This is a genomic window from Microbispora hainanensis (assembly GCF_036186745.1).
Lineage (GTDB): Bacteria > Actinomycetota > Actinomycetes > Streptosporangiales > Streptosporangiaceae > Microbispora.
In genome coordinates, this window is record NZ_CP108086.1 from 3938074 (window position 1) to 3960683 (window position 22610).

General features: G+C 72.3%; 20 protein-coding genes. 4 read left to right on the plus strand and 16 right to left on the minus strand.

The genetic code is table 11. The features are described from left to right. Window positions 1-96: 96 nt before the first annotated feature. Window positions 97-774 (minus strand): tetratricopeptide repeat protein, encoded by a 678-nt coding sequence (locus OHB01_RS18530; RefSeq protein WP_328855740.1) that lies wholly within the window; start codon window positions 772-774, stop codon window positions 97-99. Window positions 775-890: 116 nt separating this feature from the next. Here OHB01_RS18530 and OHB01_RS18535 point away from each other — a divergent pair, with 116 nt between their 5' ends. The 3 genes from OHB01_RS18535 to OHB01_RS18545 are packed head-to-tail and all read left to right on the plus strand — an operon-like array spanning window position 891 to window position 3731. After that, window positions 891-2132 (plus strand): alanine racemase, encoded by a 1242-nt coding sequence (locus OHB01_RS18535; protein ID WP_328855741.1) that lies wholly within the window; start codon window positions 891-893, stop codon window positions 2130-2132. 13 nt (window positions 2133-2145) lie between these two features. Then, the gene (locus OHB01_RS18540; protein WP_142649274.1) at window positions 2146-2532 is read left to right on the plus strand and encodes a Rid family detoxifying hydrolase; all 387 of its coding nucleotides are present in this window, start codon (window positions 2146-2148) and stop codon (window positions 2530-2532) included. 2 nt (window positions 2533-2534) lie between these two features. Beyond that, a complete protein-coding gene (locus OHB01_RS18545; protein WP_142649275.1) occupies window positions 2535-3731 on the plus strand; it encodes a hypothetical protein in 1197 nt (398 codons plus the stop codon). 19 nt (window positions 3732-3750) lie between these two features. Here the strand turns inward: OHB01_RS18545 and hydA are convergent, their stop codons facing one another. The 14 genes from hydA to OHB01_RS18615 are packed head-to-tail and all read right to left on the minus strand — an operon-like array spanning window position 3751 to window position 20295. Beyond that, a complete protein-coding gene (gene hydA / locus OHB01_RS18550; protein ID WP_147944682.1) occupies window positions 3751-5217 on the minus strand; it encodes a dihydropyrimidinase in 1467 nt (488 codons plus the stop codon). A gap of 59 nt (window positions 5218-5276) precedes the next feature. Beyond that, a complete protein-coding gene (locus tag OHB01_RS18555) occupies window positions 5277-5666 on the minus strand; it encodes a gamma-glutamylcyclotransferase (protein ID WP_147944665.1) in 390 nt (129 codons plus the stop codon). A gap of 47 nt (window positions 5667-5713) precedes the next feature. Continuing rightward, complete coding sequence (locus OHB01_RS18560; protein WP_142649277.1) at window positions 5714-6550, minus strand: ATP-binding cassette domain-containing protein; 837 nt, start codon at window positions 6548-6550, stop codon at window positions 5714-5716. Next, window positions 6547-7431, minus strand: a complete 885-nt coding sequence (locus OHB01_RS18565; protein ID WP_142649278.1) for an ABC transporter ATP-binding protein — start codon at window positions 7429-7431, stop codon at window positions 6547-6549. The genes OHB01_RS18560 and OHB01_RS18565 overlap by 4 nt, the downstream gene beginning before the upstream one ends. Next, window positions 7428-8360, minus strand: coding sequence for an ABC transporter permease (locus tag OHB01_RS18570; protein WP_328855742.1), 933 nt, complete (start codon window positions 8358-8360; stop codon window positions 7428-7430). The genes OHB01_RS18565 and OHB01_RS18570 overlap by 4 nt, the downstream gene beginning before the upstream one ends. Continuing rightward, on the minus strand, window positions 8357-9436 hold the full coding sequence (locus OHB01_RS18575; protein WP_142649279.1) for an ABC transporter permease: 1080 nt from the start codon (window positions 9434-9436) through the stop codon (window positions 8357-8359). Before OHB01_RS18575 ends, OHB01_RS18570 begins: the two co-directional genes overlap by 4 nt. A gap of 42 nt (window positions 9437-9478) precedes the next feature. Next, complete coding sequence (locus OHB01_RS18580) at window positions 9479-11107, minus strand: ABC transporter substrate-binding protein (RefSeq protein WP_142649280.1); 1629 nt, start codon at window positions 11105-11107, stop codon at window positions 9479-9481. A 7-nt stretch (window positions 11108-11114) separates the two neighbouring features. Then, complete coding sequence (locus tag OHB01_RS18585) at window positions 11115-12863, minus strand: hydantoinase B/oxoprolinase family protein (protein WP_142649281.1); 1749 nt, start codon at window positions 12861-12863, stop codon at window positions 11115-11117. Beyond that, the gene (locus OHB01_RS18590; RefSeq protein WP_142649282.1) at window positions 12860-14956 is read right to left on the minus strand and encodes a hydantoinase/oxoprolinase family protein; all 2097 of its coding nucleotides are present in this window, start codon (window positions 14954-14956) and stop codon (window positions 12860-12862) included. The genes OHB01_RS18585 and OHB01_RS18590 overlap by 4 nt, the downstream gene beginning before the upstream one ends. A gap of 58 nt (window positions 14957-15014) precedes the next feature. Then, on the minus strand, window positions 15015-16346 hold the full coding sequence (locus OHB01_RS18595) for an amidohydrolase family protein (RefSeq protein ID WP_142649283.1): 1332 nt from the start codon (window positions 16344-16346) through the stop codon (window positions 15015-15017). Then, complete coding sequence (locus OHB01_RS18600) at window positions 16340-17542, minus strand: NAD(P)/FAD-dependent oxidoreductase (RefSeq protein WP_142649284.1); 1203 nt, start codon at window positions 17540-17542, stop codon at window positions 16340-16342. The genes OHB01_RS18595 and OHB01_RS18600 overlap by 7 nt, the downstream gene beginning before the upstream one ends. Beyond that, window positions 17539-19050, minus strand: coding sequence for an FAD-dependent oxidoreductase (locus OHB01_RS18605; RefSeq protein ID WP_142649285.1), 1512 nt, complete (start codon window positions 19048-19050; stop codon window positions 17539-17541). Before OHB01_RS18605 ends, OHB01_RS18600 begins: the two co-directional genes overlap by 4 nt. After that, entirely contained in the window at window positions 19040-19333 is a 294-nt protein-coding gene (locus OHB01_RS18610; RefSeq protein ID WP_147944662.1) for a (2Fe-2S)-binding protein, read from the minus strand. Before OHB01_RS18610 ends, OHB01_RS18605 begins: the two co-directional genes overlap by 11 nt. Further along, window positions 19330-20295 carry a dihydrodipicolinate synthase family protein gene (locus tag OHB01_RS18615; RefSeq protein WP_328855743.1) on the minus strand — a complete coding sequence of 322 codons (966 nt, stop codon included), beginning with the start codon at window positions 20293-20295 and terminating at the stop codon, window positions 19330-19332. The genes OHB01_RS18610 and OHB01_RS18615 overlap by 4 nt, the downstream gene beginning before the upstream one ends. 198 nt (window positions 20296-20493) lie before the next feature. Between OHB01_RS18615 and OHB01_RS18620 the strand changes: the two genes are divergently transcribed. Continuing rightward, window positions 20494-21525, plus strand: coding sequence for a LacI family DNA-binding transcriptional regulator (locus OHB01_RS18620; protein ID WP_222709667.1), 1032 nt, complete (start codon window positions 20494-20496; stop codon window positions 21523-21525). A 53-nt stretch (window positions 21526-21578) separates the two neighbouring features. Here OHB01_RS18620 and OHB01_RS18625 read toward each other — a convergent pair whose 3' ends face one another. Next, window positions 21579-22574, minus strand: coding sequence for a LacI family DNA-binding transcriptional regulator (locus OHB01_RS18625; RefSeq protein WP_142649288.1), 996 nt, complete (start codon window positions 22572-22574; stop codon window positions 21579-21581). Window positions 22575-22610 lie beyond the last annotated feature (36 nt).

The following is a 22610-nucleotide window of genomic DNA, read 5'->3' on the forward strand; positions in this document are numbered from 1 at the left end:
CCCGGCGCAGCGTGACGGCGAAGTCGTCCACCGGCCCGCCACCGGGCGCGTCGATCAGCCGCTGCCGGTCGTCGGCGTGCCCAGGTCGGGGGATGATCACAGGTTCGTGCGTGCCTGTTCCACGTGCCGCGCGATGCCCAGGGCTCCGCTCGTCTCCGCCAGGACGGCCGCCTCGTCGAGCAGCCGCAGGGCGTCGTCACGGCGGCCCTCCGCGGCGGCGATGTAGGCCAGCCCGACCAGGTTGGCGGCGACCCCCGGATGGAAGCCGAGCTCCCGGCGCAGCCGGACCGACTCCTCCAGCCGTTCGCGCGCCGCCTCCAGCCGTCCCGCCTTGTGATCGGCGATGCCCAGGTGGCGCAGCGCGTAGGACATGGTCAGCTTGTCACCGGCCCCCGCCGCCAGCTCATGCGACCGCCGCAACGCGGGCCCGGCCGCCTCGTCGTCGTGCCGTACGACCTGGTGGAAGCAGCCGATCCAGAAGAGCGCCTCGCCCTCGCCGCGCGTGTCGCCGAGCCGCCGGAAGAGATCGGCCGCCCGCTCGAAGAGTTCGAGCTCGCGGGGGTCCTCCTCGTGGTGTTCGAGGAACCGCGCGTGGACGATCCGGCCGCGGGCCAGCGCGAGCCCGGCCTCGGCGGCGGCGATGTCCCGTCCCGATCCCCGCGTGGTCAGGTCGGCCTCCACCGCGTCCAGCTCGCGGTCGGCCTCGGCGAGAGCCGAGGCGTCGCCGCCGAAGACCGCCTGTTCATAGAGGGCAAGGGCCCGCTCGAGTCGCACGTCGCCGCTCATGGCCACCCCATCCCGATCATGGTGTGAGGGCGCGAGTCTACCCCCGAGACGGTGGTCCAGTACGATCCACAAGGTGGTCTGAACCGGACAACAAGGGGGGCGGCGTGGGTTTCACGGACGGCCTCCCGACGCGGCCCGCGGAGCCGGGGCTCCCGGAGATCGTCGTCGACGCGCGCACCCGCGGTTTCCTGTGGCCGGGCGAGCCGATCGGCGGACGGGAGTTCGCCGCGGCCCGGCACTCCCTGTTCGACGGCGCGTTCACCTGGCCGGTGATGACGGCTCGGTGCTCGGCCCTCGACCACAACATCGCGACGCTGGCGCGCTTCGCCGACCATCACGGGCTGGCCTTCGCGCCGCACGCCAAGACCACGATGTCGCCGCAGCTCGTGCGGGCCCAGCTCGACGCCGGGGCGTGGGGGGTCACCGCCGCCACGCCGGGCCAGGTGCTCGTCCACCGTTCCTTCGGCGTGCCGCGCGTGCTGCTGGCCAACGAGATCTTCGACCGCGGCGCGCTGCGCTGGCTGGCCGGCGAGATGGGGCGCTTCGACTTCCTCTGCTTCGCCGACTCGATCGAGGGCGTGCGCGTGCTCGACGAGATGGCCGGCGACGTCCCGTTCCGCGTGCTGGTCGAGCTGGGCCACCCGGGCGGCCGCACCGGCTGCCGCGACCACGACGAGCTGCTGGCGGTGGCCCGCGCGGTGCGGGAGGCCCGGGGGACCGAGCTGGCCGGGGTGGCCGGATATGAGGGGACCCACGACGAGGCCGCCGGGGTGCGCGGGTTCCTGCGCGAGCTGGCCCTCGCGGCACGGACGCTCGCGCCGCAGGTGGCAGGGCCCATCGTGGTCTCCGCCGGGGGCAGCTCGTGGTTCGACCTGGTGGCCGAGGAGCTCGCGCCGCTGACCAAGGAGCCGGGCGCGACCGTGGTGCTGCGCAGCGGCGCCTACATCGCCCACGACGACGGCTACTACCGGGAGCACACGCCCTACAACCGGCTGGAGGGCGAGCTGCGGCCCGCGCTGGAGGTCTGGGCCCAGGTGCTGTCCGTGCCCGAGCCGGGTCTCGTGCTGGTCGGCATGGGCAAGCGGGACGTCCCCCACGACATCCACCTGCCGTTCCCCCGGGCCGTACGGCGGGGTGGCCGGGGTCCGGCCGAGCCGTTGACCGGGGTGACGGTCGTCAAGGTGCAGGACCAGCACGCCTATCTCGACGGCGACGCCGGGCTGCGCCCGGGAGACCTGGTGTCGTTCGGGCTGTCGCACCCGTGCACTGCCTTCGACAAATGGCGGGTCATCCCCGTGGTGGACGACGACGACGTCGTGATTGATTTGATCAACACGTGTTTCTGATGGAGCGGTGACAATGGCTGGCAAGCAGGAGATCCGTACGACGGCAGGGGCCGCGCCGGTCGGCGCGTACTCCCAGGGTCTCGTGGTGGGCGACTTCCTCTACACCTCCGGCATGGGGCCGCTCGACCCCGCGACCGGCGAGGTCGTGGGCGAGGACGTGGCCGCCCAGACCCACCGCACCATGCGCAACCTCGGGGCGGTGCTGGAGGCCCACGGCCTGACGTTCGACGACGTGGTGAAGGCGACGGTCCACCTGCAGAACCTCAAGGAGGACTTCGCCGCGTTCAACGAGGTCTACCAGTCCTACTTCACCCGGCCCTACCCGGTGCGCACCACGGTGGGCTCCGATCTCATGGACATCCTCGTCGAGATCGACTTCGTGGCGTACGCGGGCCGCTGACGATGGACAGCGCCCTGTACGTCTTCGTCGAGGACCTGCCCGCCGAGGGCGCGCGGGGGCTGCTCGACCGGGCCTCGGCGTACGGCGTGCGAGGCATCGCGGTGGCCGCGGCCTATCACCAGGCCAGGGACGTGACCCCGCACGGCGCGTCGCGCCTGACGCTGCGCCGCGACGGCGTCCACTTCCCGCCACCGGAGGACCTGTTCGACGGGCTGCGCCTGGCCCCGCCCGTGCAGCCCGGGGCGCAGGACCGGCCGCTCGACGAGCTGCGCCGCGCCTGCGAGGACCGGGGGATGCGGCTGCACGGCTGGACCGTGTTCCTGAACAACGCCACCCTCGGCCTGGCCCACCCCGACATCACGGTGGAGAACTGCTTCGGCGACCACGGCTCCCCGGCCGACCTGTGCCCCTCGCACCCCGACGTCCGGGCGTACGCGGTGGCGCTGGCCCGCGCCGTCGCCCGGCAGGGCGTGGACACGGTCGTCGCGGAGTCGCTGCACTTCGGGCCGTTCGCCTACGAGCGGTGCTTCGTGGCGCTCGGCCCGATGGACGCCTTCCTGTTCGGCCTGTGCTTCTGCGCCCACTGCATGCGCCGGGCCGCCGACCTCGGGGTGAACGCCGAGGTCGCCAGGCAGGAGTGCGCCAGGATCGTCGGGGGCGTGCTGGACGGCGATCCTCCCGCGGAGGGCGAGGTCACGCGGGCCGCGCTGACGGCGTACGCGGGCCCGGAGGCGGTGGCGTACGCACGGGCCCGCTCCGAGAGCGTCACCTCGCTGGTGGGCGAGGTCGCGGCGGCGGTGACGGCCGAGGGCGCGCGGCTGACGTTCCTGGACGGCACGGGCGCGGTCAAGGGCTACGCCCACGGGCTGCCCTCCGCCGGCCTGGCCGCGCACGACTCCTGGCAGCTCGGGATCGACCTGGTGGCGCTCGGCGACCTGGTCCCGTCGTTCGCGGTGCTCGGCTATGCCAGGGACCCGGCCCGGGTGGCCGACGACGTGGCGGCATACCGGCGCTCGGTCGGCAAGAACCCCGAGCTGCGGGTCGTGCTGCGCCCCGGCGCCCCGGACACCGACTCCGCCGACCGGCTCGCCGCCAAGGTGCGCGCGGCCCGTACGGCGGGGGCCGGGGCCGCCGACTTCTACGCCTACGGCCTGGCGCCCTTCGAGGCGCTCGGCCGCATCACCGAGGCGCTCGCCTGAACGCTCCGCACCGGCCCCGTCAGGTGCTCAAGGCGCTCGGCCGTCGAAGGCTCACCGGCGCGACAGGGTCGTGCAGGCGGCGGGCGGGCAGGTGACGTCCATGCGGGGTGGCATCGGTCAACCGGCCGTCATGCACGACGACCCGGCCCCCGACCATCACCGTCTCCGGGCGTCCCGTCACCCGCATGCCCTCGTAGGGGGTGTAGTCGGTGGCCATGTGCAGGTCGCCGGAAGTGATCGTCCACTCTGTCGTGGGGTCCCAGATGGCGATGTCGGCGTCGGCGCCCGGCAGCAGGGTGCCCTTGCGGGGATAGAGGCCGTTGGCGCGGGCGGGGTTGGCGGCGGTCAGTTCCACGAAACGCGTCGCGGGCAGGCCCATGCCGGCGACGTACGCGGAGAACACGACGGGCAGACGCGTCTCCACACCCGGCAGGCCGTTCGGCATCACCCGTACGTCGCCGCTGCGCGACCGCTTCTGCGCCGTGTCGTAACAGCAGTGGTCGCTGCCGATCGTGGTGATCTCTCCGGTGAACAGGTGCCGCCCGAGACGGCTCACGGCGTCGCGGGGCCGGAGCGGCGGGCAGCAGACGAACCGCTCCGGATGCTCCCCCTCGTACATCGTCTCGTCGAGCACGAGGTGGTGCGCCACCGACTCGGTGTAGGCGCGCAGGCCGCGCCGCCGCGCCGCCGCGACCAGCTCGACCGCCTCGGCGGTGGACTGGTGCACGAAGTAGACGGGAGCGCGCTGCGACTCGGCGATGGCGAGGATCTCGGCCACCGACGCCGTCTCGGCCAGTTCGGGGCGCGTGCCGGCCATGTCGGCGGCGCCGATTCGCCCATCGGCCGCGCAGTGGGCCTGGGTGTCCTCGATGATGTGGTTGGCCTCACAGTGGATCACCACCATGCCGCCGAGGTCGCGCAGGGTGGCCATGGTGCGCAGAATCGTGTCCGCGTCGGCCATGGTCTCGTTGCGGTACGTCGTGAACATCTTCACCGTGACGACGCCGTCGGCGACGAGCGCGCCGAGCTGGTCGGGGATGGTGTCGTCCCACTCGGTCACGCACGCGTGCAGGGCGCTGTCGCACAGGCCCTGCTCCGCCTTGGCGCGCTGCGCGTAGGCGGCGTCCGCGGGAGCCTGACCCGGGCGGGGGATCGCGAAGTCCACGATGGTGGTCGTGCCGCCGAAGACGGCCGCGGTCGTGCACTGCAGGTAGTCGTCGAGCGAGGTGAAGTCGCCGGAGGTGAAACCGACGTGGCAGTGGGGGTCGACGCCTCCCGGCATGACCAGACGCCCGGTCGCGTCGATCTCTTCCGGGGTGCCTGGTGCGGGGGCCCCGGGCTCGGCCAGCGCGAGCACCCGGCCCTCCGCCACGAACACGTCGGCCGGGCCGGACCATCCGGCCTCCACCACCGTCCCCCCGCGCACGACCAGGTCGACGGGCGCGTGTCCGCCGTCCGCGCCTGCTCCGGAACGTCCCGGGAACATCGAGGTCACCGTCTCATCTCCCTGATCATCTCGCCGTCGTCCTCGCGGCTCCGGCCTGGTCACGCGGTGCGGCCGGTGAGGTAGGCCCGCCAGCCGCCGGCGTCGCTGATGTCGATGACGCCGGGGGCGCCGAGCGCCTCGGCACGCATGCGCATCGACAGCGTGCCGCTGCCGTCGTCCAGTTCGATCACGCCGAGCTCCAGCTCCGGCGGCTCACCGGGGAGCAGGCGGTCGCGCAGGATCTCGTAGCTGACCTCGTACAGCTCGCCGGGGACGCTGCGTCCACCGGACGCCACCGGGTGCAGGCCCGGGAACTCGTCGCGGACGGAGTAGAAGCGGTAGCGGGGCGCGGTGGACGCGGGGCCCAGGAACACGGCCTCGCTCAGCGCGGGGCTGAGGCTGCCCCCCGACATCGCCTGGCCGTTCACGAACATGCGCAGCGGTTCCACTGCCTGTTCTCCCTTCTGCGGATGCGGGACGTAAGCCTTCGGAGGGGTCACGGCGCCGCCCGGTTCCCCCGGGCCCGGGCGCGTTCGGCGACGGGGTCCGGGATGGGGACGGCGTCCAGGAGCGCGCGGGTGTAGGGGTGGCGGGGTGAGCCGAAGATCTCACTCCGCGTGCCGATCTCGACCAGCGCGCCGTGCTCCATCACGGCCACCCGGTCGCACAGGTAGTGCACGACCGCCAGGTCGTGCGCGATGAACAGGATCGACAGGCCCAGACGCTCCCTGAGATCGCGGAACAGGTTGAGCACCTGGGCCTGCACGGAGACGTCCAGCGACGAGACGGGTTCGTCGCAGATCAGGAGCCGGGGGCCGACCGCGATCGCGCGCGCGATGGCGATGCGCTGCCGTTGCCCTCCGGAGAACGAGCGGGGGTGGCGGTCCAGATGCGCGGCCGACATGCCGACGGTCTCCAGCAGTTCGACGACGCGGTCGCGCCGCCGCCGCCGGTCCCGCTCCAGCCCGTGCACGAGGAGGGGCTCCCCGACGAGTGCCTCGACGGTCATGCGGGGGTTCAGCGACGAGTACGGGTCCTGGAACACCATCTGCATGTCCCGGCGCAGGTCGCGAAGCTCCCGCCGCCCCGCCCCCGGCACGTCGCGACCGGCGAGCAGCACCCGCCCGGAGTCGGGCCGCACCAGCCGGGCGACGCACCGCGCCGTGGTGGACTTGCCGGAACCGGACTCGCCGACGAGTCCCAGCACCTCGCCCGGAGCCAGGTCGAACGAGACCTCGTCGACGACGCGCCGCCCGCCGAAGCTCTTGACCAGCTTCTCGACCACGAGCAGCGGCGCGGCGGAGCCGTTCGGGTCGTGTGGCGAACGCGTCATCGTCCGTCCTCCCTCCGGTGTGCGCCGTCGGCCGGAGCGCCGGAGGCGTCGACGACGGCGAGGGGGCGCGCCGGGTCGTCGCCGATGCGGGGCACGGCGGCGAGCAGGGCGCGGGTGTAGGGGTGGCGAGGGCGGGCGTAGATGTCGTCGACGGGTCCCGTCTCGACCGCCTCCCCGTGGCGCATCACCACGACCCGGTCGGCGAACCCGGCCACGATGCCCAGATCGTGGGTGATCAGCAGCACCGACATGCCGCGCTCGTCGGCCAGCTCCCTGAGCAGTGCCAGCACCTGTGCCTGGACGCGCACGTCGAGCGCCGTGGTGGGCTCGTCGGCGATGAGCAACTCGGGTTCGGCGATGACGGCGATGGCGATCACCACACGCTGCCGCATGCCTCCGGAGAACTCGTGCGGGTAGTCGTCGAAGCGGCGCTCCGCGTCCCGCACGCCGAGCCGCGACAGCAGGTCGACGCCGCGCCGCCGGGCGACCCGCTTGGACACGCCCCGGATGACCAGCGGCTGGATGATCTGCCAGCCGATGGTCATGACCGGATTGAGCGCGGCCAGCGGATCCTGGAAGACGAGGCCGACCCGGGCGCCGCGCACCTGGCGCATCCGGCGAGGCGGCAGGGTGAGCAGGTCGGTGCCGTCCAGTTCGATCCGTCCGGAGAGCCGCGCGTCCGCGTCGAGCCGCAGGACGGACCGGGCGGTGACCGACTTGCCCGATCCTGACTCGCCCACGAGGGCGACCTTCTCCCGCCGCGCCACGTCGAGGTCGACCCCGTGCACCACTTCGACCGGCCCGTCAGGGGCGGGGAAGCTCACCCGCAGGTCGCGTATGGCCAGCAACGGAGTGTCCAGGGCGGCCTTGGCGTGCTTCATCGGGCCTTCCCTTCACGGATCGTCGGGTCGTTGCGCACGCGGAGCCAGTCGCCGACCAGGTTGAACGCGATCGCGGTGATCATGATCGCGAGACCGGGGAAGACGACGGCCCACCAGCCGTTGGTCAGGTTGTTGGCGGCGGCCGCGATCATCGCGCCCCACTCGGCGGACGGCACCTGCGCGCCCACGCCGACGAAGGACAGGCCGGAGATGACCAGCATCACCGCGGCGACGTCCAGCGTCGTCTGCACGTACAGGGTGTCGAGCGCGTTCGGCAGGATGTGGCGGAACACCAGGCGGGCCCGGGTGACCCCGATCATGCGGGCGGCGTCCACATATTCGGCGTCTCGCACCTCCCGCACCAGCGTGCGGACAAGGCGTGCGTAGCCCGGCCACCACGTCGCGGCCAGGGCGATCACCGCCGAGTCGAGTCCCTGGCCCAGCGCGGCGGCCAGGCCGAGCGCCAGGATGATCGCGGGCAGGGACAGGCCGATGTCGCAGATGCGCATGAGCACCTCGTCGACTACCCGGCCCCCGAGCGCGGCGACCGTGCCCACCAGAGTCCCGATCAACGTCGCGGCGATGATCACCACTACGGTGGCGAGCAGCGTCACCCGGGCGCCGTACAGCACGCGGCTCAGGATGTCGCGGCCGTTGGCGTCGGTGCCGAACCAGTGCTCCGCGGAGGGAGCCCGGAGCGCGCTGCCGAGATCGACGGCGTAGGGGTCGTGCGGCGCCAGCAGCGGCCCGACGACGGCGATCACCACCATCAGCGCCGCGACGGCGATCGCCACACGCTCCAGCACCGGTGAGCGCGGTGCGCGGCGCGCGGCGCGGGTCCACCGTCCTCCGGAGAGGCGGGCGGCGACGCCCGCGGGCGCTTCGCTGTATGCCATGTTCTGCCCGTTCTGTCCGTTCTGCCCGCTCATGGGGTGCCTCCCACAGTCGCGACGGGCTCGGCGCCGGCGACGGGGCCCGGGCCGGCGGGCGCGGATCCCCCGCCGGTCTGCCGGAGCCGCGGGTTGAGCCAGAGCTGGACGAGATCGACCGCGATGTTCGCCGCCACGAACACCACGCCGATCACCAGGACGGTGCCGATCACCGCGTACAGGTCGTTCTGCAGCACGGCGTTGACCGCGTACGCCCCGACGCCGGTGCGCCCGAAGATCGACTCGACCAGCACCGTGGAGCCCAGCATCCAGCCGAGCTGCATGCCGAGGATGGTGCTGGCCGGCACCAGCGCGTTGCGCAGCCCGTGCCGCACCACGACCCGGAACTCCGACGCGCCGGTGGCCCGGGCCAGCGTGATGTAGTCGGAGTCGAGCGCCCCGATCATCGAGGAGCGCACCGTGCGCGCGACCACGGCGATGAACGACGCGGCCAGTGTCACCGCGGGCAGCACCAGATGGGCCACCGCGTCGCCGAACGCCGGGAGATCGCCGCCGAGCAGGGCGTCGACCGTGGTCATCCCGGTGATCTCGGAGACCTCCCGGCCGAAGGCGAGCTGGCCGGTCAGGGGCAGCAGCCGCAGCCGTGCCGACAGCACGAGCTGGAGCATGAGGCCCAGCCAGAAGACCGGCACGGCGGCGCCCAGCATGGCGACGACGCGGGCCGCGAGATCGGCCGCCCGGCCGCGCCGGTAGGCGGCGTAGACGCCCAGCGGCACGGCCACGACGATGTTGATCGACATGGCGGCGAGCACCAGCTCCACCGACGACGGCAGGACCGCTGCGATGTCGTCGGTCACGGGACGCTGTGTGAACACCGAGGTGCCCAGGTCGCCGTGCAGCAGCCGGCCGATGTATCCGAGGAACTGGTCCCACAGCGGCCGGTCCAGCCCGAGCCGGACCCGGACCGCGGCCACCTGCTCGACGGTGGCGTTGCGCCCGGCCGCGGCGCGGGCGGGGTCGCCCGGCAGGACCTGCGTCATCAGGAACGTGACGACGGCCAGCCCGGCCAGCACCACGACGCTGGTGACGAGTCGTCTCAGCAGGAAACGGGCCACGTGGGCACCTCCCCTCTACGGTGATCCGCCGGCTCCGCCGGGTCAGCCGACCTTGATGCGGTAGACGTCCACGGTCTGGTGGTGCGAGGGGTCGTACCGGAAGCCGGTGACGCCCTTGCGGTAGACCGCGACGGTCTGCGGATTGGACAGGTTGATCGACGCGTAGTCGTCGGCGATGATGTGCTGCGCCTGCTTGTACAGCTCGCAGCGCTGACCCTCGTCGGTGAGCCGCTGCGCCTTCTCCACCAGTTCGTCGACCTTCGGGTTGTCGTAGCCCCCGTTGTTCTGACCCTTGTTGATGAACCTGGAGTCGAACATCAGGTACAGCACCGAGTCGGGGTCGGGGTACGGCGGGAAGGCGTAGATCATGCCGAGATCCGGCGTGGTCTTGTTGCTCTTCAGCATGTCCACGTACTGCGGGTAGGTGACCGCCTCGAGCTTCAGGTTCACGCCGATCTTGGAAAGCTCCGACTGCAGCAGCGTCGCCGCCTGCTCCATCTCCGCGGTGGCCTTGAGATAGGTCATGGTGAGCGACACGTTGCTCAGCCCCGCCCCGGCCAGGATGCTCCTGGCCTTGTCCAGGTCGTGACCGGGCTGGGTGACGGTGGAGTCGAAGCAGCTCATCGCGCTGGGCAGCACGCCGACGGCCTTCTTGCCCGCGCCCTTGAGGATGGCGGACACATGCTGGTCGTAGTCATAGGCGTAGGAGAGGGCCTCGCGCAGCGCCTTGTTCGCCACCGGCGAGTCCTTCATCTTGAAGAACACGTAGAGCTGCACGTTGGTGTCGGCCTTGTCGACCGTGAAGTTCGGGTCGCTCTCCATCGACGCCCAGTCGTTGGGGTCGATGTCCATCGCGATGTCGATGTCACCGCTGGTCAGGGCGCTCTTCTGCGTGGCCGCCTGGGCGAGGTAGCGGAACACCAGGTCCTTGGCCTGGGTGGTGAAGCCGCCCCAGTAGGCGTCGTGGCGGGTGAACCTGGCCTCCTGGTTGGGGCTGTAGGAGACCAGCTTGTACGGCCCCGATCCGGCGTCGTTGTTCGCCAGCCACTGCTGGCCGTCGTCGGAGCCGGCGTTGGCCTGGACCAGCGTGGAGTTGAGCAGGTAGACGCGGGTGAGTGCGGCCATGAACGGCGCGTACGCCTGCTTCAGCTTGATCGTCAGGTGGGTGTCGTCGGTGACGGTCGTGCTGTCGTAAGCCGTCACCAGCGACGCCACGCCGATGCCGAGCTTCTTGGCGCGGTCCAGGGTGAACTGCACGTCGGCGCTGGTCAGCTTGCTTCCGTCATGGAAGGTGATGTCGTCGCGCAGCGTCACGTCGATGGCGGTGCCGTCGCCGGAGACCTTCCACTCCTTGGCGGCGACCCCGGTGAGCCGGTTGTCGTCGTCGTACTTCACCAGGGTGTCGTAGGCGGGCCGGACGACCTCGTCGACGGTCGAGTTGTCGGCCTGGACCGGGTCGAAGGTGGCGGGCGGCTCGTTCTCGGCGATGACCAGCGTCTGCGCGCGGGCGGACGGAGCGCCGGAGGCGCCCGGCCCGCCGTCGGCGCCGCCGCCGCACGCCGCGAGGGCGAGCGCCCCCGCCAGTGCGACGGAGATCAGCCGCAGCGGACGAGCCGGGTTTCGAAACGGGCGGGCCTTCGGCCCGGAAACGGGGGGATGGGTGAGGTTCACGGGTCTTCTACCCTTCTTTCGTACGCCTGGAGACCTCGGTGGCGCGGGCGGTCCGGGCCGGGGTCGGCCGCCAGTCGCCCGGCCCGTTGACGATCACGCCGTACAGCCGTTCGGCGCTCTCGGCGGTGACGTAGCCGTCCAGCACATCGGCGACCACCGCCGCCGGGTCGCGGTCGAGCGGGTTGCCGTAGCCGCCCCCGCCGGCCGTGCGGTTGATGAAGCGGTCGCCCGCTTTCATGGCCGCGCGATACATGCCGACTCGCTTGGCCCGGTCGGTGCCCGGCCACAGCACCATCTCGCTCGGCTCGGGCTCGTGGCCGCCGTCCAGCGCCCACGGCCGGGTCTTGCTCTTCTTCTTCATCGACAGGACCTCGCCGTCGGCGAGGTAGCGGACCTGCCGCAGCACGCCCACGCCGCCCCGGAACTTCCCGGCGCCGCCGGAGTCGGGGATGAGCTCCAGCCGCTCGTGGAAGATCGTCGACTTGTGCTCGAGCACCTCGATCGGGGTGTTGCGCACCACGCTCTGGGACGGGTGCTGCTGGGCGTTGGCTCCGTCGTGGTCCCGGGTGGCGCCCCAGCCGATGCCCTCGTTGTTGCTGATCACGAAGTCGCGGCCGGTGCGCGGGTCGTGGCCGAGAGCCATGAACCCGGGCTCGTCACCGCCCGACGACGCCGGAATGGAGGCGATCACCCCCGCAAGCGCCTTGTGCAGCATCTCGAAGGCGACGATCGCGCTCCACTGGGTGAACGTCGCCGACGGGTAGACGGCGTGGAAGAAATTGCCCGGATCGGCTCTGACCTCAAGGTTGCGGAAGTGGCCGGCGTTGGTCGGCTCGTGCGGGCTGGTCAGCTCCTTCAATGTGGCCTTCGCCAGGCTCTCCGTGGAGCCGATCGGAAGGTTGACCGGCCCCAGAACCGCGCCGTCCGACCCGTTGAAGTCGACGATCATGCGGTCGCCGTCGATGGTGACCTTGACCTCCATGCGGATCAGGTCGTCGGTGATGCTGTCGTCGTCGCAGTACTCCACGGCGGTCCAGGTGCCGTCGGGCAGCGCGGCCACGCCCTTGCGGGACACTCGCTCGCCGTGCTCGATGATCTGCCGTACGGCCTGGTCGACGGTGTCCCCGCCGAACTTCTCCCACACCTGCGCGAGCCGGATCTCGCCCGTGCGCAGCGCCGCGAGCTGCGCGTGGAAGTCGCCGATGGTCAGGTCGGGCAGGCGAGAGTTGAACCGGACCAGCTCCAGGATGTCGTGCACGGGCTCGCCCCGGCTCACGATCTTCGTACCGGGGAAGATCAGGCCTTCCTGGTGCATGTCCGTGGAGTCGAGGACGTATCCCGGAGCCTTGGCGCCCAGGTCCATCCAGTGCGCCCGCACCGCGAGGTACGCCGCCGGGCCGTCCTTCCCGTCACGGAAGACCGGGGCGAACAGCATCGCGTCGTAGGAGTGCGCGCCGCTCCAGTAGGGGTAGTTGAGCAGGTAGACGTCGCCGGACGCCATGTTCTCCCGGCCGACGTACTCCACGCCCTTGCGGATCGCGTAGTCGTTCGCGCCGAGGAAGTGCGTGATCCCGGCGGCCTCCGCCATCAGTTCGAGCTCGCCGTTGTAGAGCGAGATGCCGAAGTCCAGCACCTCGTAGATGACCGGGTTGAAGGCCGCGCGGACCAGGGTGCGGCGCATCTGCTCGCCCACCGACACCAGGTAGTTGCGGATCACTTCGACCGTCGCGCCGTCCAGGCGTCCGGTGGTCGTCATCGGTCTTCCTCCTCGGGCGCGGGGGTGGCGGCGGTCACGATGAGCTGGCCGTACGGGTCCACGGCGAGGCGCTGGTCGCCGAAGATCACGGTGGTGGAGGTGCCCTCCTCGACGATGGCCGGGCCGTTCAGGGCGTGCCCGGGGCCGAGCGTCGCCCTGTCGTACACGGGGAAGGCGACGACCTCGCCGCTGGCCACGTCGAAGGCGGGGCGCTCGCCGGACGGGTCCGGCGTCGGCGTCTGCGCGGCCGGCAGCTCCGGCAGGCTCGGTTTGGCGAGCCGGCCCACCGCGCGCAGCCGCAGGGTGAGGATCTGCCCGGTGTCCGGCATGGCGTGGCCGTAGCGGGCCCGGTGCTGCTCGTTGAACCGGGCGAGCACGGTGGCCGCCGTGTCGCCGGGGAGCAGGTCGATGGGGAGCGTGTGCTCCTGGCCGTTGTAGCGGACGTCGAGCCGCCGCACCAGCAGCCGGTCCTCCGGCTTGACGCCCTGTGCGGACAGCACCTCGTCGCCCTGGGTCTCCAGCTCCGCGAACGCCGGCTCCAGCTCGCCCAGTGTCTCGTCCGTCAGCGGCCGCAGCACGGTGGTGGCGAACTCGTACTCCAGATCCGACATGAGCATTCCGAAGGCCGAGAACGCCGCCGGCACCTGTGGCACGATCACCTCGGCGATGCCCATCTCCCGGGCCAGCATCGGGCCGATCAGCGGCCCGGCGCCGCCGAAGGCGAGCAGCGCGAACTCGCGCGGGTCCAGCGCGCGCTCGACGGTGATCTCGCGGAGCGCGCCCACCGTGCGCGCCAGCAGCACCCGGAAGACGCTGGCCGCCGCCTCGGTCACGGTCACGCCGAGCGGCGCGGCCAGCTTCGTGGCGATCGCGTCGCGCGCGGCGTCGGCGTCGATCCGCATGTCCCCGCCGAGGAACGCCTCCGGGGCCAGGTAGCCGAGGGTCAGCGCGGCGTCGGTGAGGGTCGGCTCGGTGCCGCCCGCGCCGTACGCCACGGGGCCCGGCACCGCGCCCGCGCTGTGGGGGCCCACCTTGAGCAGGCCCTCGTCGATCCAGGCGATGGACCCACCGCCCGCGCCCACCGTGCGGATGTCGAAGATGGGGATGAGCAGCGGGAACCCGTCGATGGACGCCTCGTGGACCTCGCCCGGCGTGCCGTTCTCGATCACGCAGCAGTCGACGCTCGTGCCGCCCACGTCGAACGAGATGAGTTTCCTGCCGTTCAGCTCGCGGGACAGATAGGACGCGCCGACGACGCCCCCGGCCGGGCCGGACAGCACCGTCATGAGCGGCGCCCGGCGGGCCAGCTCCGCGGTCATCGCGCCGCCGCCCGACCGCATGATGTGCAGCGGACGGGTCAGCCCGGCCGCCTCGAGCCGCGTCTCCAGAGTGCCGATGTAGTCGCTGAGCACCGGACGGATGTAGGCGTCCAGGGTGACCGTGCTGGTCCGTTCGTACTCGCGGTACTCGCGGGTGATGTCGGTGGACACCGACACCGACACGTCCGGATACGCCTCCCGGAGGATCCGGGCGGTTCGCCGCTCGTGCTCGGGGTTGGCGTAGGAGTGCAGGTAGCACACGGCGATCGACCGCAGGCCCTGCTCCTCGACCAGGATCCGGCCCGCCTCGCGCACCGCGTCCTCGTCCAGGTCCTCGACGACCTGGCCCTGCGCGTCGATCCTGCCGGGGACGCCGAGACGGCGGCGACGCGGGACGAGCGGCGGCGGCGGAGCGTAGGAGAAGTCGTACATGGAATGCCCGGGCACGTTGGCGCGGGCGATCTCCAGCAGGTCGCGGAAGCCCTCGTTGGTGATGATCCCGACATCCGCGCCGCGGCGCTGCAGGATCGCGTTCAGACCCAGCGTGGTGCCGTGCACGAACGCCTCGACCTCGGTGAGCGCCGCGCCGGGGGCGTCGTCGCCGGCGGGCATCAGGCCGCCCACGGCGTCGAGCACGCCCCGGGCCGGGGCGTCGGGGGTAGTGGGGGCCTTGTGCAGCCGTAGCGTGCCGTTCGCCTCGTCGAAGGCGAGCGCGTCGACGAACGTGCCGCCGATGTCCACGGCGAGCCGAACACGGCCGGCGGGGGAACTCATGCCTGACTCCTTCTGTCCAGGGGAACGTGGCTGGGGCGCCGGTCGCGACGCCGGGGGTTCATGAGGCGCCGCCGGTCGTGCCGTCGTCTGGGCCGGCCGCCGGCAGGTCGTCGCGGACGACACGTCCGGCCTGCATGACCAGCGGGATCCGGCGCAGCGCGGAGACATCGGCCAGCGGGTCGGCCTCCGTGACGATGAGGTCGGCGACGTGGCCCTCCTCGACCGCTCCCACCTCGCCCGCCAGGCCGACCAGGCGGGCCGCGTCGAGGGTCCCCGACCGCACGGCCTGGGCCGGGGACAGCCCGGCCTCGGCCAGGAACTCCATCTCCCGTACGGCCACCACCGTGTCCTCGATGGGCTCGCCCGGCGGGTAGTCGGTCCCGGCCAGGAAGGTGATCCCCGGAGCCTCCGGGTCCGCCGGATCGGCCACGCCCGCCGCGATCGCCCGGCGGATGCTGGCGAGGTGGCCGGGCCCGGTCTCCATCGCCTTCTCGATCTGCCAGGGGGTGAACTCGTGCTCGGCCATCCAGTCGGGGCAGCGGGTGACGCACAGCGTCGGCGTCAGGAACACCCGCCGCGCCGCCATCTCCTTGGCCGTTGCGTCGTCGAGGTCGTAGGCGTGCTCATAGCTGCGCACTCCGGCCGCCATCGCCTCCCTGATGGCGGCCCCGGCCCCCGCGTGCGCGACCACGTACGTGCCGTGCTCGTCGGCGGCCCGCACCACGGCGCGCATCTCCTCCACCGTCATCTGCGCGCCCGCGAACGATTCGCCCTGATGGGCGATGCCGCCGGTAATGAAGATCTTGATGTGGTCGGCTCCGGCGTCCAGTTCCTCCCGCGCGGCCCGGAGGAAGGCGTCGTGCCCGTCGGCGTAAGAACAACCGCCGCCCTTGCCGTGACCACCCGTGGTGGAGATCGCCCGGCCCGCACCGACGATACGCGGCGCGTCCACCCAGCCCTCCCGGGCCGCCGTACGGACCAGCAGGTCGGCCCGCGACTGCTCGTGCACGCAGCGGATGGTGGTGACACCCGCCCACAGCGCGTCCTGGGCGCGGGACAGCGCCCGGAGGGCGGTCAGCCCGGGGTTTTCGGCCTCGTCGTTGGCCGAGAAGGGATAGACGACCGACAGATGGGTGTGCACGGAGATCAGGCCCGGCATCAGATAGCGGCCGTTCAGCGCGATCTCCGTGGCGCCGGGCGGCGGCGCCTCGGCGGTGATCCGCTCGATCCGGCCCTCGGTGACCGCCACGTTCGTGTCGCGCCGCACCCGGCCGTTCCGCACGTCCACGACGTGCCCGCCGGTCAGCCACACGGTGCCGGAAGCGGGCCGCCCCTTGGTCTGGCCGGCCGTCGCCGCGACCAGGTTTCTCCTCGGAAGCGTTGTCAGCACTGGGTGTTCCTCTCTTCCTGGTGGTCGGCCTGGTGGTCGGCGTGGTCCATGAGACGGCCGGGACCGAGGTCGGCGATGTCCACAGGTGGTGGCTTGCTCTCCGCGAGACAACGGAGCGTCTCCCCCCACAGGGGGGCGAAGGTGAAGGCATAGGTCCCGCCGGCGACGAGAAAACCGGGCAGCCCGGGAACTTCGCCGATCAGCGGCATCTCGTCGGGTGTGGCCGCGAGCGGCCCGGCCCACATGCGGAGCAACCGCAGGTCCGCGAGGAACGGCAGCACCCGCGCGGCGAGCCGGACGTTGCCGTGCAGGCTGGCCAGGCTCGGCAGGCTCCGGCCCTCCAGGTCGAGAGTCCGGGCGGGCCAGCCGCCGCCGATGAGCAGGTTACCCGCCGCCACCTGTTTGACCGACAGGCCCTCACCGATGTGTTGCACCAGGTGAGGCAGGATGGGCGGCAGCCGCACCGTGGAGTGCATCTGGATCGCGACCGGCGACATCCGCAGCGCGGCCCCGGCCATGGCGGCCACCCGGCCCAGCCAGGGCCCGGCGGTGTCGACGACCACCGGGGTGTCCACGACAAGCCCGCCGTCCCGCCCCGCGGTGACCCGCCAGCCCTCGCGGTGGCGGTCGATGCGCCGGACGGGGGAGTACGGATGCGTCCGCGCGCCGCTCCGCGCGGCGGAGGAGAGGTAGGCCGGGGTCACCTTCAGCGGGTTGGCGTAGCCGTCGAGAGCGCACCAGGTGGCGGCGATCACGGTGGGGCCGAGCTGGGGGAGCGCTGCCCTCGCGGCGTCGCCGTCGAGGACCTCGGTCGGGATGCCCGCGCCGGTCTCCCACGCGTGCTTCTCGACCAGTTCGGCGTGCTGCCCGGGGGTCTCGGCCACGGTGAAGCCACCGCTGCGGCGCAACTCGACCGAGGCGCCCAGCTCCTCCTCCAGCGTTTCCCATCGCTCGCTCGCGGCTCGCTGCAGCGGCAGGAAGCGCGCGTTGTCGAGCGGCACCTCCTGCCCGGGCCGCTGTGAGTGCACGGCCTGGATGTGCAGGTTGCCGGCCGTGGTCCCGGACCCCTCGCGCCCGGGGGCGCCGCGTTCGAGGATCACGACCCGGTGCCCGGCCCGGGCCAGGTGATGAGCCGCGGCGGCGCCGAGCACGCCGGCTCCCACGATCACCGCGTCCGCGGTCAGCACGCCGCTCATGGCCGTTCCTCCTGGGGGGTGGCGGGCCCGAGGGCGTCCGGAGAGGCCCCCGGGGTCGTCTTTGGGGTCGTCTCCGGGGTCGTCTCCGTGGCGAGCAACGCCCTGAGCGGGATCGGCCGGATCGGCGTGCGCGCCGGGAAGACGTTCGCATCGGTGGTCCGGCCGGCGACGGAGCGCACCAGCGCGGCCACGGCCACGCCGCACTCCCGGCCCTGGCACGGGCCCATGCCCGCGCGGGTGCGCGCCTTGACCGCGTTCACATCCACAGGGGCGGGGACTTCGGCCTCCCCGGCCACGGCCCGGATCTCACGCGCGGTCACGGCCTCGCAGCGGCAGATCATCGTGTCGCCGGGGAGCGGGGGGACCAGGGAGGACGTCAGCCGGGCCGGGCTCGGGAAGAGCCGCCCGGTGAGCTCGGTGAAGCGGGCCAGGCCGCGTAGCGCGGCGCCCGCCCGGAGCAGGTCGCGCCGCGCCGGGGGACGGCCCTCCCGGATGAGGATGTCGAAGGCCGCGAGCAGGCCGCGGGCGCGGGCGGTGGGCGCGCCGCCGATGCCGGCGGCCTCTCCGATCACGTAGACGCCGGGTCGCGAGGTTCGCCCGCGCGGGTCCGTGACCGGCGTGGCGTCGCCGGTCACGGCGTCGGTGCGCACGTCGCACCCGAGCATGCGGGCCAGATCGGTCTGGGGACGGAAGCCGTACCCGACGCAGAGCGCGTCGACGAGGAAGGTGCGTGCCGCCGCCGGGTCGCCGACGGCGGCGACCGTGACCGAGGAGACCCTGTCGGTCCCCTCGGCGCGGACCACGGAGTGGCCCTGCCAGATCGGCACCCGGGCGCGGGCCAGTCGCGTGACGTACCCGGCCAGCTCGCGCAGGCGTGCCGGGTGACGCAGCGCGCCGAGCGCCGCGGGCCGGGGCCGGTACGGCGTGCCGGCCTCGGCGACGCCGACGACGGTCACCCCGAGATCGACGAGGGAGCAGGCGACCGGAAGCAGGAACGGGCCCGATCCCGCCACAAGGACCCGCTCACCGATCGGCGTGTGCTCGCTCGCGGCGAGGTGCTGCGCGAAACCGGGGGTGGCGACCCCGGGAAGCTGCCAGCCGGGGAAGGGCAGGACCCGCTCGTAGGCGCCGGTTGCGATGATCAGGTAACGCCCGCGCAGCCGGACGGGACGTCCTTCCCCGTCCACCGCGAGAAGGGTGCGCCCGTCGTCGTCCACGCCCCAGACGGTGTGCCTCGTCCGGCACTCGGCCCCTGCCGCGCGCACCCGTTCGACGAGCGCGCCGCCTTCGGGCCGGTGGTCTCCCCACCGCTCGGCGACCGCGGGCGCGGGCCTGCGGTAGTACTGCCCGCCGAGCTCGGGCTGCTCGTCGACGAGGGTCACGGTGAGCCCGGCCGCCGCGAGCCGCTCGGCCGCGCTGAGCCCGGCCGGCCCGCCGCCCACGATCAGGACGTCCCTGGTCACCGTCTCGGGGGCGCCGGATGGCTCGTTCCAATGATCAGCGGTCACCGTCGTCGCCTCCGCCGGTGCCGACCCGCATACCGGGACGCACCCGGGTCAGGCAGGCACGCACTCCCGCCCGGTCGTCGATCGTCACCTCGCACTCCAGGCACACCCCCATCCCGCAGAAGGGCCCGCGGGGCTCCCCGCTGACGGGGTTGCGGCGCAGCGTCCAACGGCCGTCGCCGACGAGGGCGGCCGCGACGCTGACGCCGTCCACGACGGTGAGCGGACGCCCGTCCACCGTGATCGTCGCGGTCCGCGGAGGTGTGCCCGTCCCGGTCCGTGTCATCGCCGCGCCTCCGTTCCGTCCTCCGCCTCCAGGGCGCTCACCAGCCCGGACTCCCGCAGCACGGCGCCGATGGCGCTGATCACGTCGTCGTCGGCGATCTCCAGGAGCGGCGGCCGTACGTGCCCGCCGGGCTGGCCGAGGATCGCCATGGCCGCCTTGAGCTGGGAGATCGGCGAGGCGTAGACGCCGCTGTAGTCGGGGTTGATCAGCCGCGAGGAGAGCGCCACGTACCGGTCGGCCCAGACGCGCGCGGTCTCGCGGTCGCCCTTGCGCACGGCCTCGTAGAAGGGGACGGCGAACGGTGCGCCGATGCCCCCGCCGTCGATGTTGCCGTCGCCGCCGATCTCCATCAGCACGGCGAGGCCGCGCCGGTGCAGGAAGCTGCCGAAGACGCGGACGCGGTCGGCGACGGCCTCGACCGTCCCCAGCATCCGCAGCCAGTCGCCGGTGCTGTCCTTGATGGCCACCACCCGATCGAGATCGGCGAGGCGCTCCGCCAGCCCGGGGTGCGCCGAGATGTCGACGGCGACTCCGCGCGGCCAGTTGTAGACCATGAACGGCAGCTCCGTCGCCGTGCTGACCTCGGCGTAGAAGGCGTGGATCTCGGCCGCTCCGAGGTGCGCGTACGGCGGCGGCGTGGCGAGCACGCCGTCGGCCCCGGCGGCTTCGGCGTGCCGTGCGAGCTCGGCGGCCTCGGCGGCGGTGTAGGCGGTGACCCCGACGACCACGGGGATCCGGCCGGACAGCTCGGACGCCGCGATCTCGGCGACACGCCTGCGCTCCGCGGGGCTCTGGCTGAACCACTCGCCGGTGCTCCCGTTGACCAGCACGCCGTGCACGCCCTGACGGACGTAGAGCCGCAGCAGCGCGCGCAGCGCGTCCTCGTCCAGCTCACCGGAGGAGGTGAAGGGAGTGGGAGCGGCCGGCCAGTAACCGTGCCAGTCGACGTCGTCGCGATCCATGAAACGTCCCCGGTGTGTCCACTCGTGACCCCTGCTGTGGGATCGGTTGCACTACGTTCCATCAAGACTACGGTTTTGGTCAAGACCCGAAATGAGGTTTTAACCCAGAAGGTTTTCTCGGGAAACGTGCGATCGGCGGCGTTCCGGTTTGGCACAATGGTCATCGCATGGGATCGATCCCAGGAACGGAGCACTCTATTGATCACCTTGAAGGACGTCGCGGCCGAGGCCGGGGTGTCCAGGAGCACGGCTTCGCGTGCCTTGAGCGGCAGTCCGCTGATCTCGCCGCAGACGCGGACCGCCGTAGTCGAGGCGGCGCGCAGGCTGGGTTACGAGCCCAACCGGATCGCCAGCGCCCTGCGGTCGAAGCAGTCGCACCTCATCGGCATCGTCCTCAACAACCTGATCAACGCTTCGTTCCACACGATCGTCGAGGTGGTGCAGCGCCGGGCGGCCACGGAGGGTTACCAGGTGATGCTGTGCATCACCGACAGCGACGCCGGGCGCGAGGAGTCGTTCCTGCGCGTGCTCGCCTCCCACGGCGTCGACGGACTCATCGTGATCGGCACGGGCAAGAACGCCGCCACGTCCAACACCCTGCTGTCGAACGGGGTGGGGGTGGTGAACGTCATCCGCGCGGCCGCCGACAGCGCGGCCCCGTCAGTGCTCGCCTCCGATAGGGAGGGCGCGTACGAGGCCACGCGCCACCTGCTCGACCTCGGCCACGAACGCATCGGCTTCATCGGCGGCGTGCTCACGACCAACTCCGGACGGGAACGGTTCGCCGGCTATGAGCAGGCGCTTGTCGAGCGGGGGATCGCGGTCGACGAGGGGCTCGTCGAGCGAGGCCCGTTCGACCCGGGCTTCGGCACCGAGGCGGTCGTCCGGTTGCTGGATCGCGAGCCTCGGATGACGGCGCTGTTCGCGGCGAACCACGAGGCGGTGTTCGGCGTCCTCCCGGCGCTGGTCAACGCCGGGGTTCGCCTTCCCGACGACCTGTCGCTGATCTGTCACGAGGACATGCCCTGGCTGCGCTGCTGGCAGCCGGCGATCACGGTGGTCGACAACGGCGCCCGGGAGCTCGGTGAGCTCGCCATGGACCTGCTGCTGCAGCAGATCGAGCGCGGCGACGGCCCGGCGTCGGATTCCGCGAACGGACGCGCGGGCCGCACCTACCGCGTCGGGGCCCAGCTCGTCAGGCGGGAGTCGTGCGCCCCCGTCGTCTCGTGAGCTCAGGCGTCTCGTGGGCTCAGGCGTCTCGTGGGCTCAGGCGTCTTGTGGGCTCAGGCGGACTCGCGGACGACGAGCTCGGTGGGGAGGATCACCGGGTCGGCCGGGCCGCCCTTGAACAGGCCGAGCAGCAGCCGGACCATCGCGGCGGCCTGTTCGATGACCGGCTGCCTGATCGTGGTCAGCGGGGGCTCGGTGTAGCGGGCCGCCTCGATGTCGTCGAACCCGACCACGGCCACGTCGTCGGGCACCCGGCGGCCCGCCTGGCGCAGGGTCTGCAGCGCCCCGATGGCCATGAGGTCGTTGGCGACGAAGACGGCGTCGAGGTCCGGGTCGTCCTGCAGCAGGTGGCGCATGGCGACGGCGCCGGACTCACGGGTGAAGTCGCCGACGGCGACGATCGACCGCCGGTCGGACTCGCGCAGCGCGTCGCGATAACCCTTGAGCCGGTCCTGACCGCCGATCATGTCCTGCGGCCCGGCGATCGTGGCGATGCGCCGCCGTCCGCCGTCCAGCAGGTGGCGCACCGCCTTCTCCGCGCCGCCCACGTTGTCGTTGTCCACGTACGGCAGGGGCACCGGCACGGGCGGCCTGCCGTACGAGACGACGGGGACGCCCATCCGCGCGACGGCCGAGGGCAGCGGGTCGGCGCCGTGCATCGAGATCAGCATGACCCCGTCGACGTGGCCGCTGGCGATGTAGCGCTCGATCCTCGCGTGGCTCTGGGCCGAGCCGCCGAGCATGAGCACGACCTGCTTGTCGGCGGCCTCGAGCTCCACGCTGGCCGAGCGGATGACCGTGGAGAACATCGGGTCCTCCGAGAAGACCCTGGTCGGCGGCTCCGACACGACCAGCGCGATCGAGTCGGTCCGCTGGGTGACGAGGCTGCGCGCCGCCGAGTTGGGGACGTATCCCAGCTCGTCGACGGCGCGCATCACCGCATCCCTGATCTGCGGTGTCACCGTCATCTGCCCGTTGACGACCCGGGAGACGGTGGCGCGGGACACTCCCGCCCGCGCCGCTACCGCCTCCAGAGTGGGTCGTTTCATGCAGTCCCCCTTCGCCGTGCCCGGCGAGTCACGCCG

What these genes read in the sequence shown, in the direction of transcription:
- OHB01_RS18540 (WP_142649274.1), top strand. Translation starts at nt 2,146, where the DNA reads ATGGCTGGCAAGCAGGAGATCCGTACGACGGCAGGGGCCGCGCCGGTC.
- OHB01_RS18565 (WP_142649278.1), bottom strand. Translation starts at nt 7,431, where the DNA reads ATGAAGCACGCCAAGGCCGCCCTGGACACTCCGTTGCTGGCCATACGC.
- OHB01_RS18590 (WP_142649282.1), bottom strand. Translation starts at nt 14,956, where the DNA reads ATGAGTTCCCCCGCCGGCCGTGTTCGGCTCGCCGTGGACATCGGCGGC.
- OHB01_RS18545 (WP_142649275.1), top strand. Translation starts at nt 2,535, where the DNA reads ATGGACAGCGCCCTGTACGTCTTCGTCGAGGACCTGCCCGCCGAGGGC.
- hydA (WP_147944682.1), bottom strand. Translation starts at nt 5,217, where the DNA reads ATGTTCCCGGGACGTTCCGGAGCAGGCGCGGACGGCGGACACGCGCCC.
- OHB01_RS18610 (WP_147944662.1), bottom strand. Translation starts at nt 19,333, where the DNA reads ATGACACGGACCGGGACGGGCACACCTCCGCGGACCGCGACGATCACG.
- OHB01_RS18625 (WP_142649288.1), bottom strand. Translation starts at nt 22,574, where the DNA reads ATGAAACGACCCACTCTGGAGGCGGTAGCGGCGCGGGCGGGAGTGTCC.
- OHB01_RS18560 (WP_142649277.1), bottom strand. Translation starts at nt 6,550, where the DNA reads ATGACGCGTTCGCCACACGACCCGAACGGCTCCGCCGCGCCGCTGCTC.
- OHB01_RS18585 (WP_142649281.1), bottom strand. Translation starts at nt 12,863, where the DNA reads ATGACGACCACCGGACGCCTGGACGGCGCGACGGTCGAAGTGATCCGC.
- OHB01_RS18615 (WP_328855743.1), bottom strand. Translation starts at nt 20,295, where the DNA reads ATGGATCGCGACGACGTCGACTGGCACGGTTACTGGCCGGCCGCTCCC.
- OHB01_RS18570 (WP_328855742.1), bottom strand. Translation starts at nt 8,360, where the DNA reads ATGAGCGGGCAGAACGGACAGAACGGGCAGAACATGGCATACAGCGAA.
- OHB01_RS18600 (WP_142649284.1), bottom strand. Translation starts at nt 17,542, where the DNA reads ATGAGCGGCGTGCTGACCGCGGACGCGGTGATCGTGGGAGCCGGCGTG.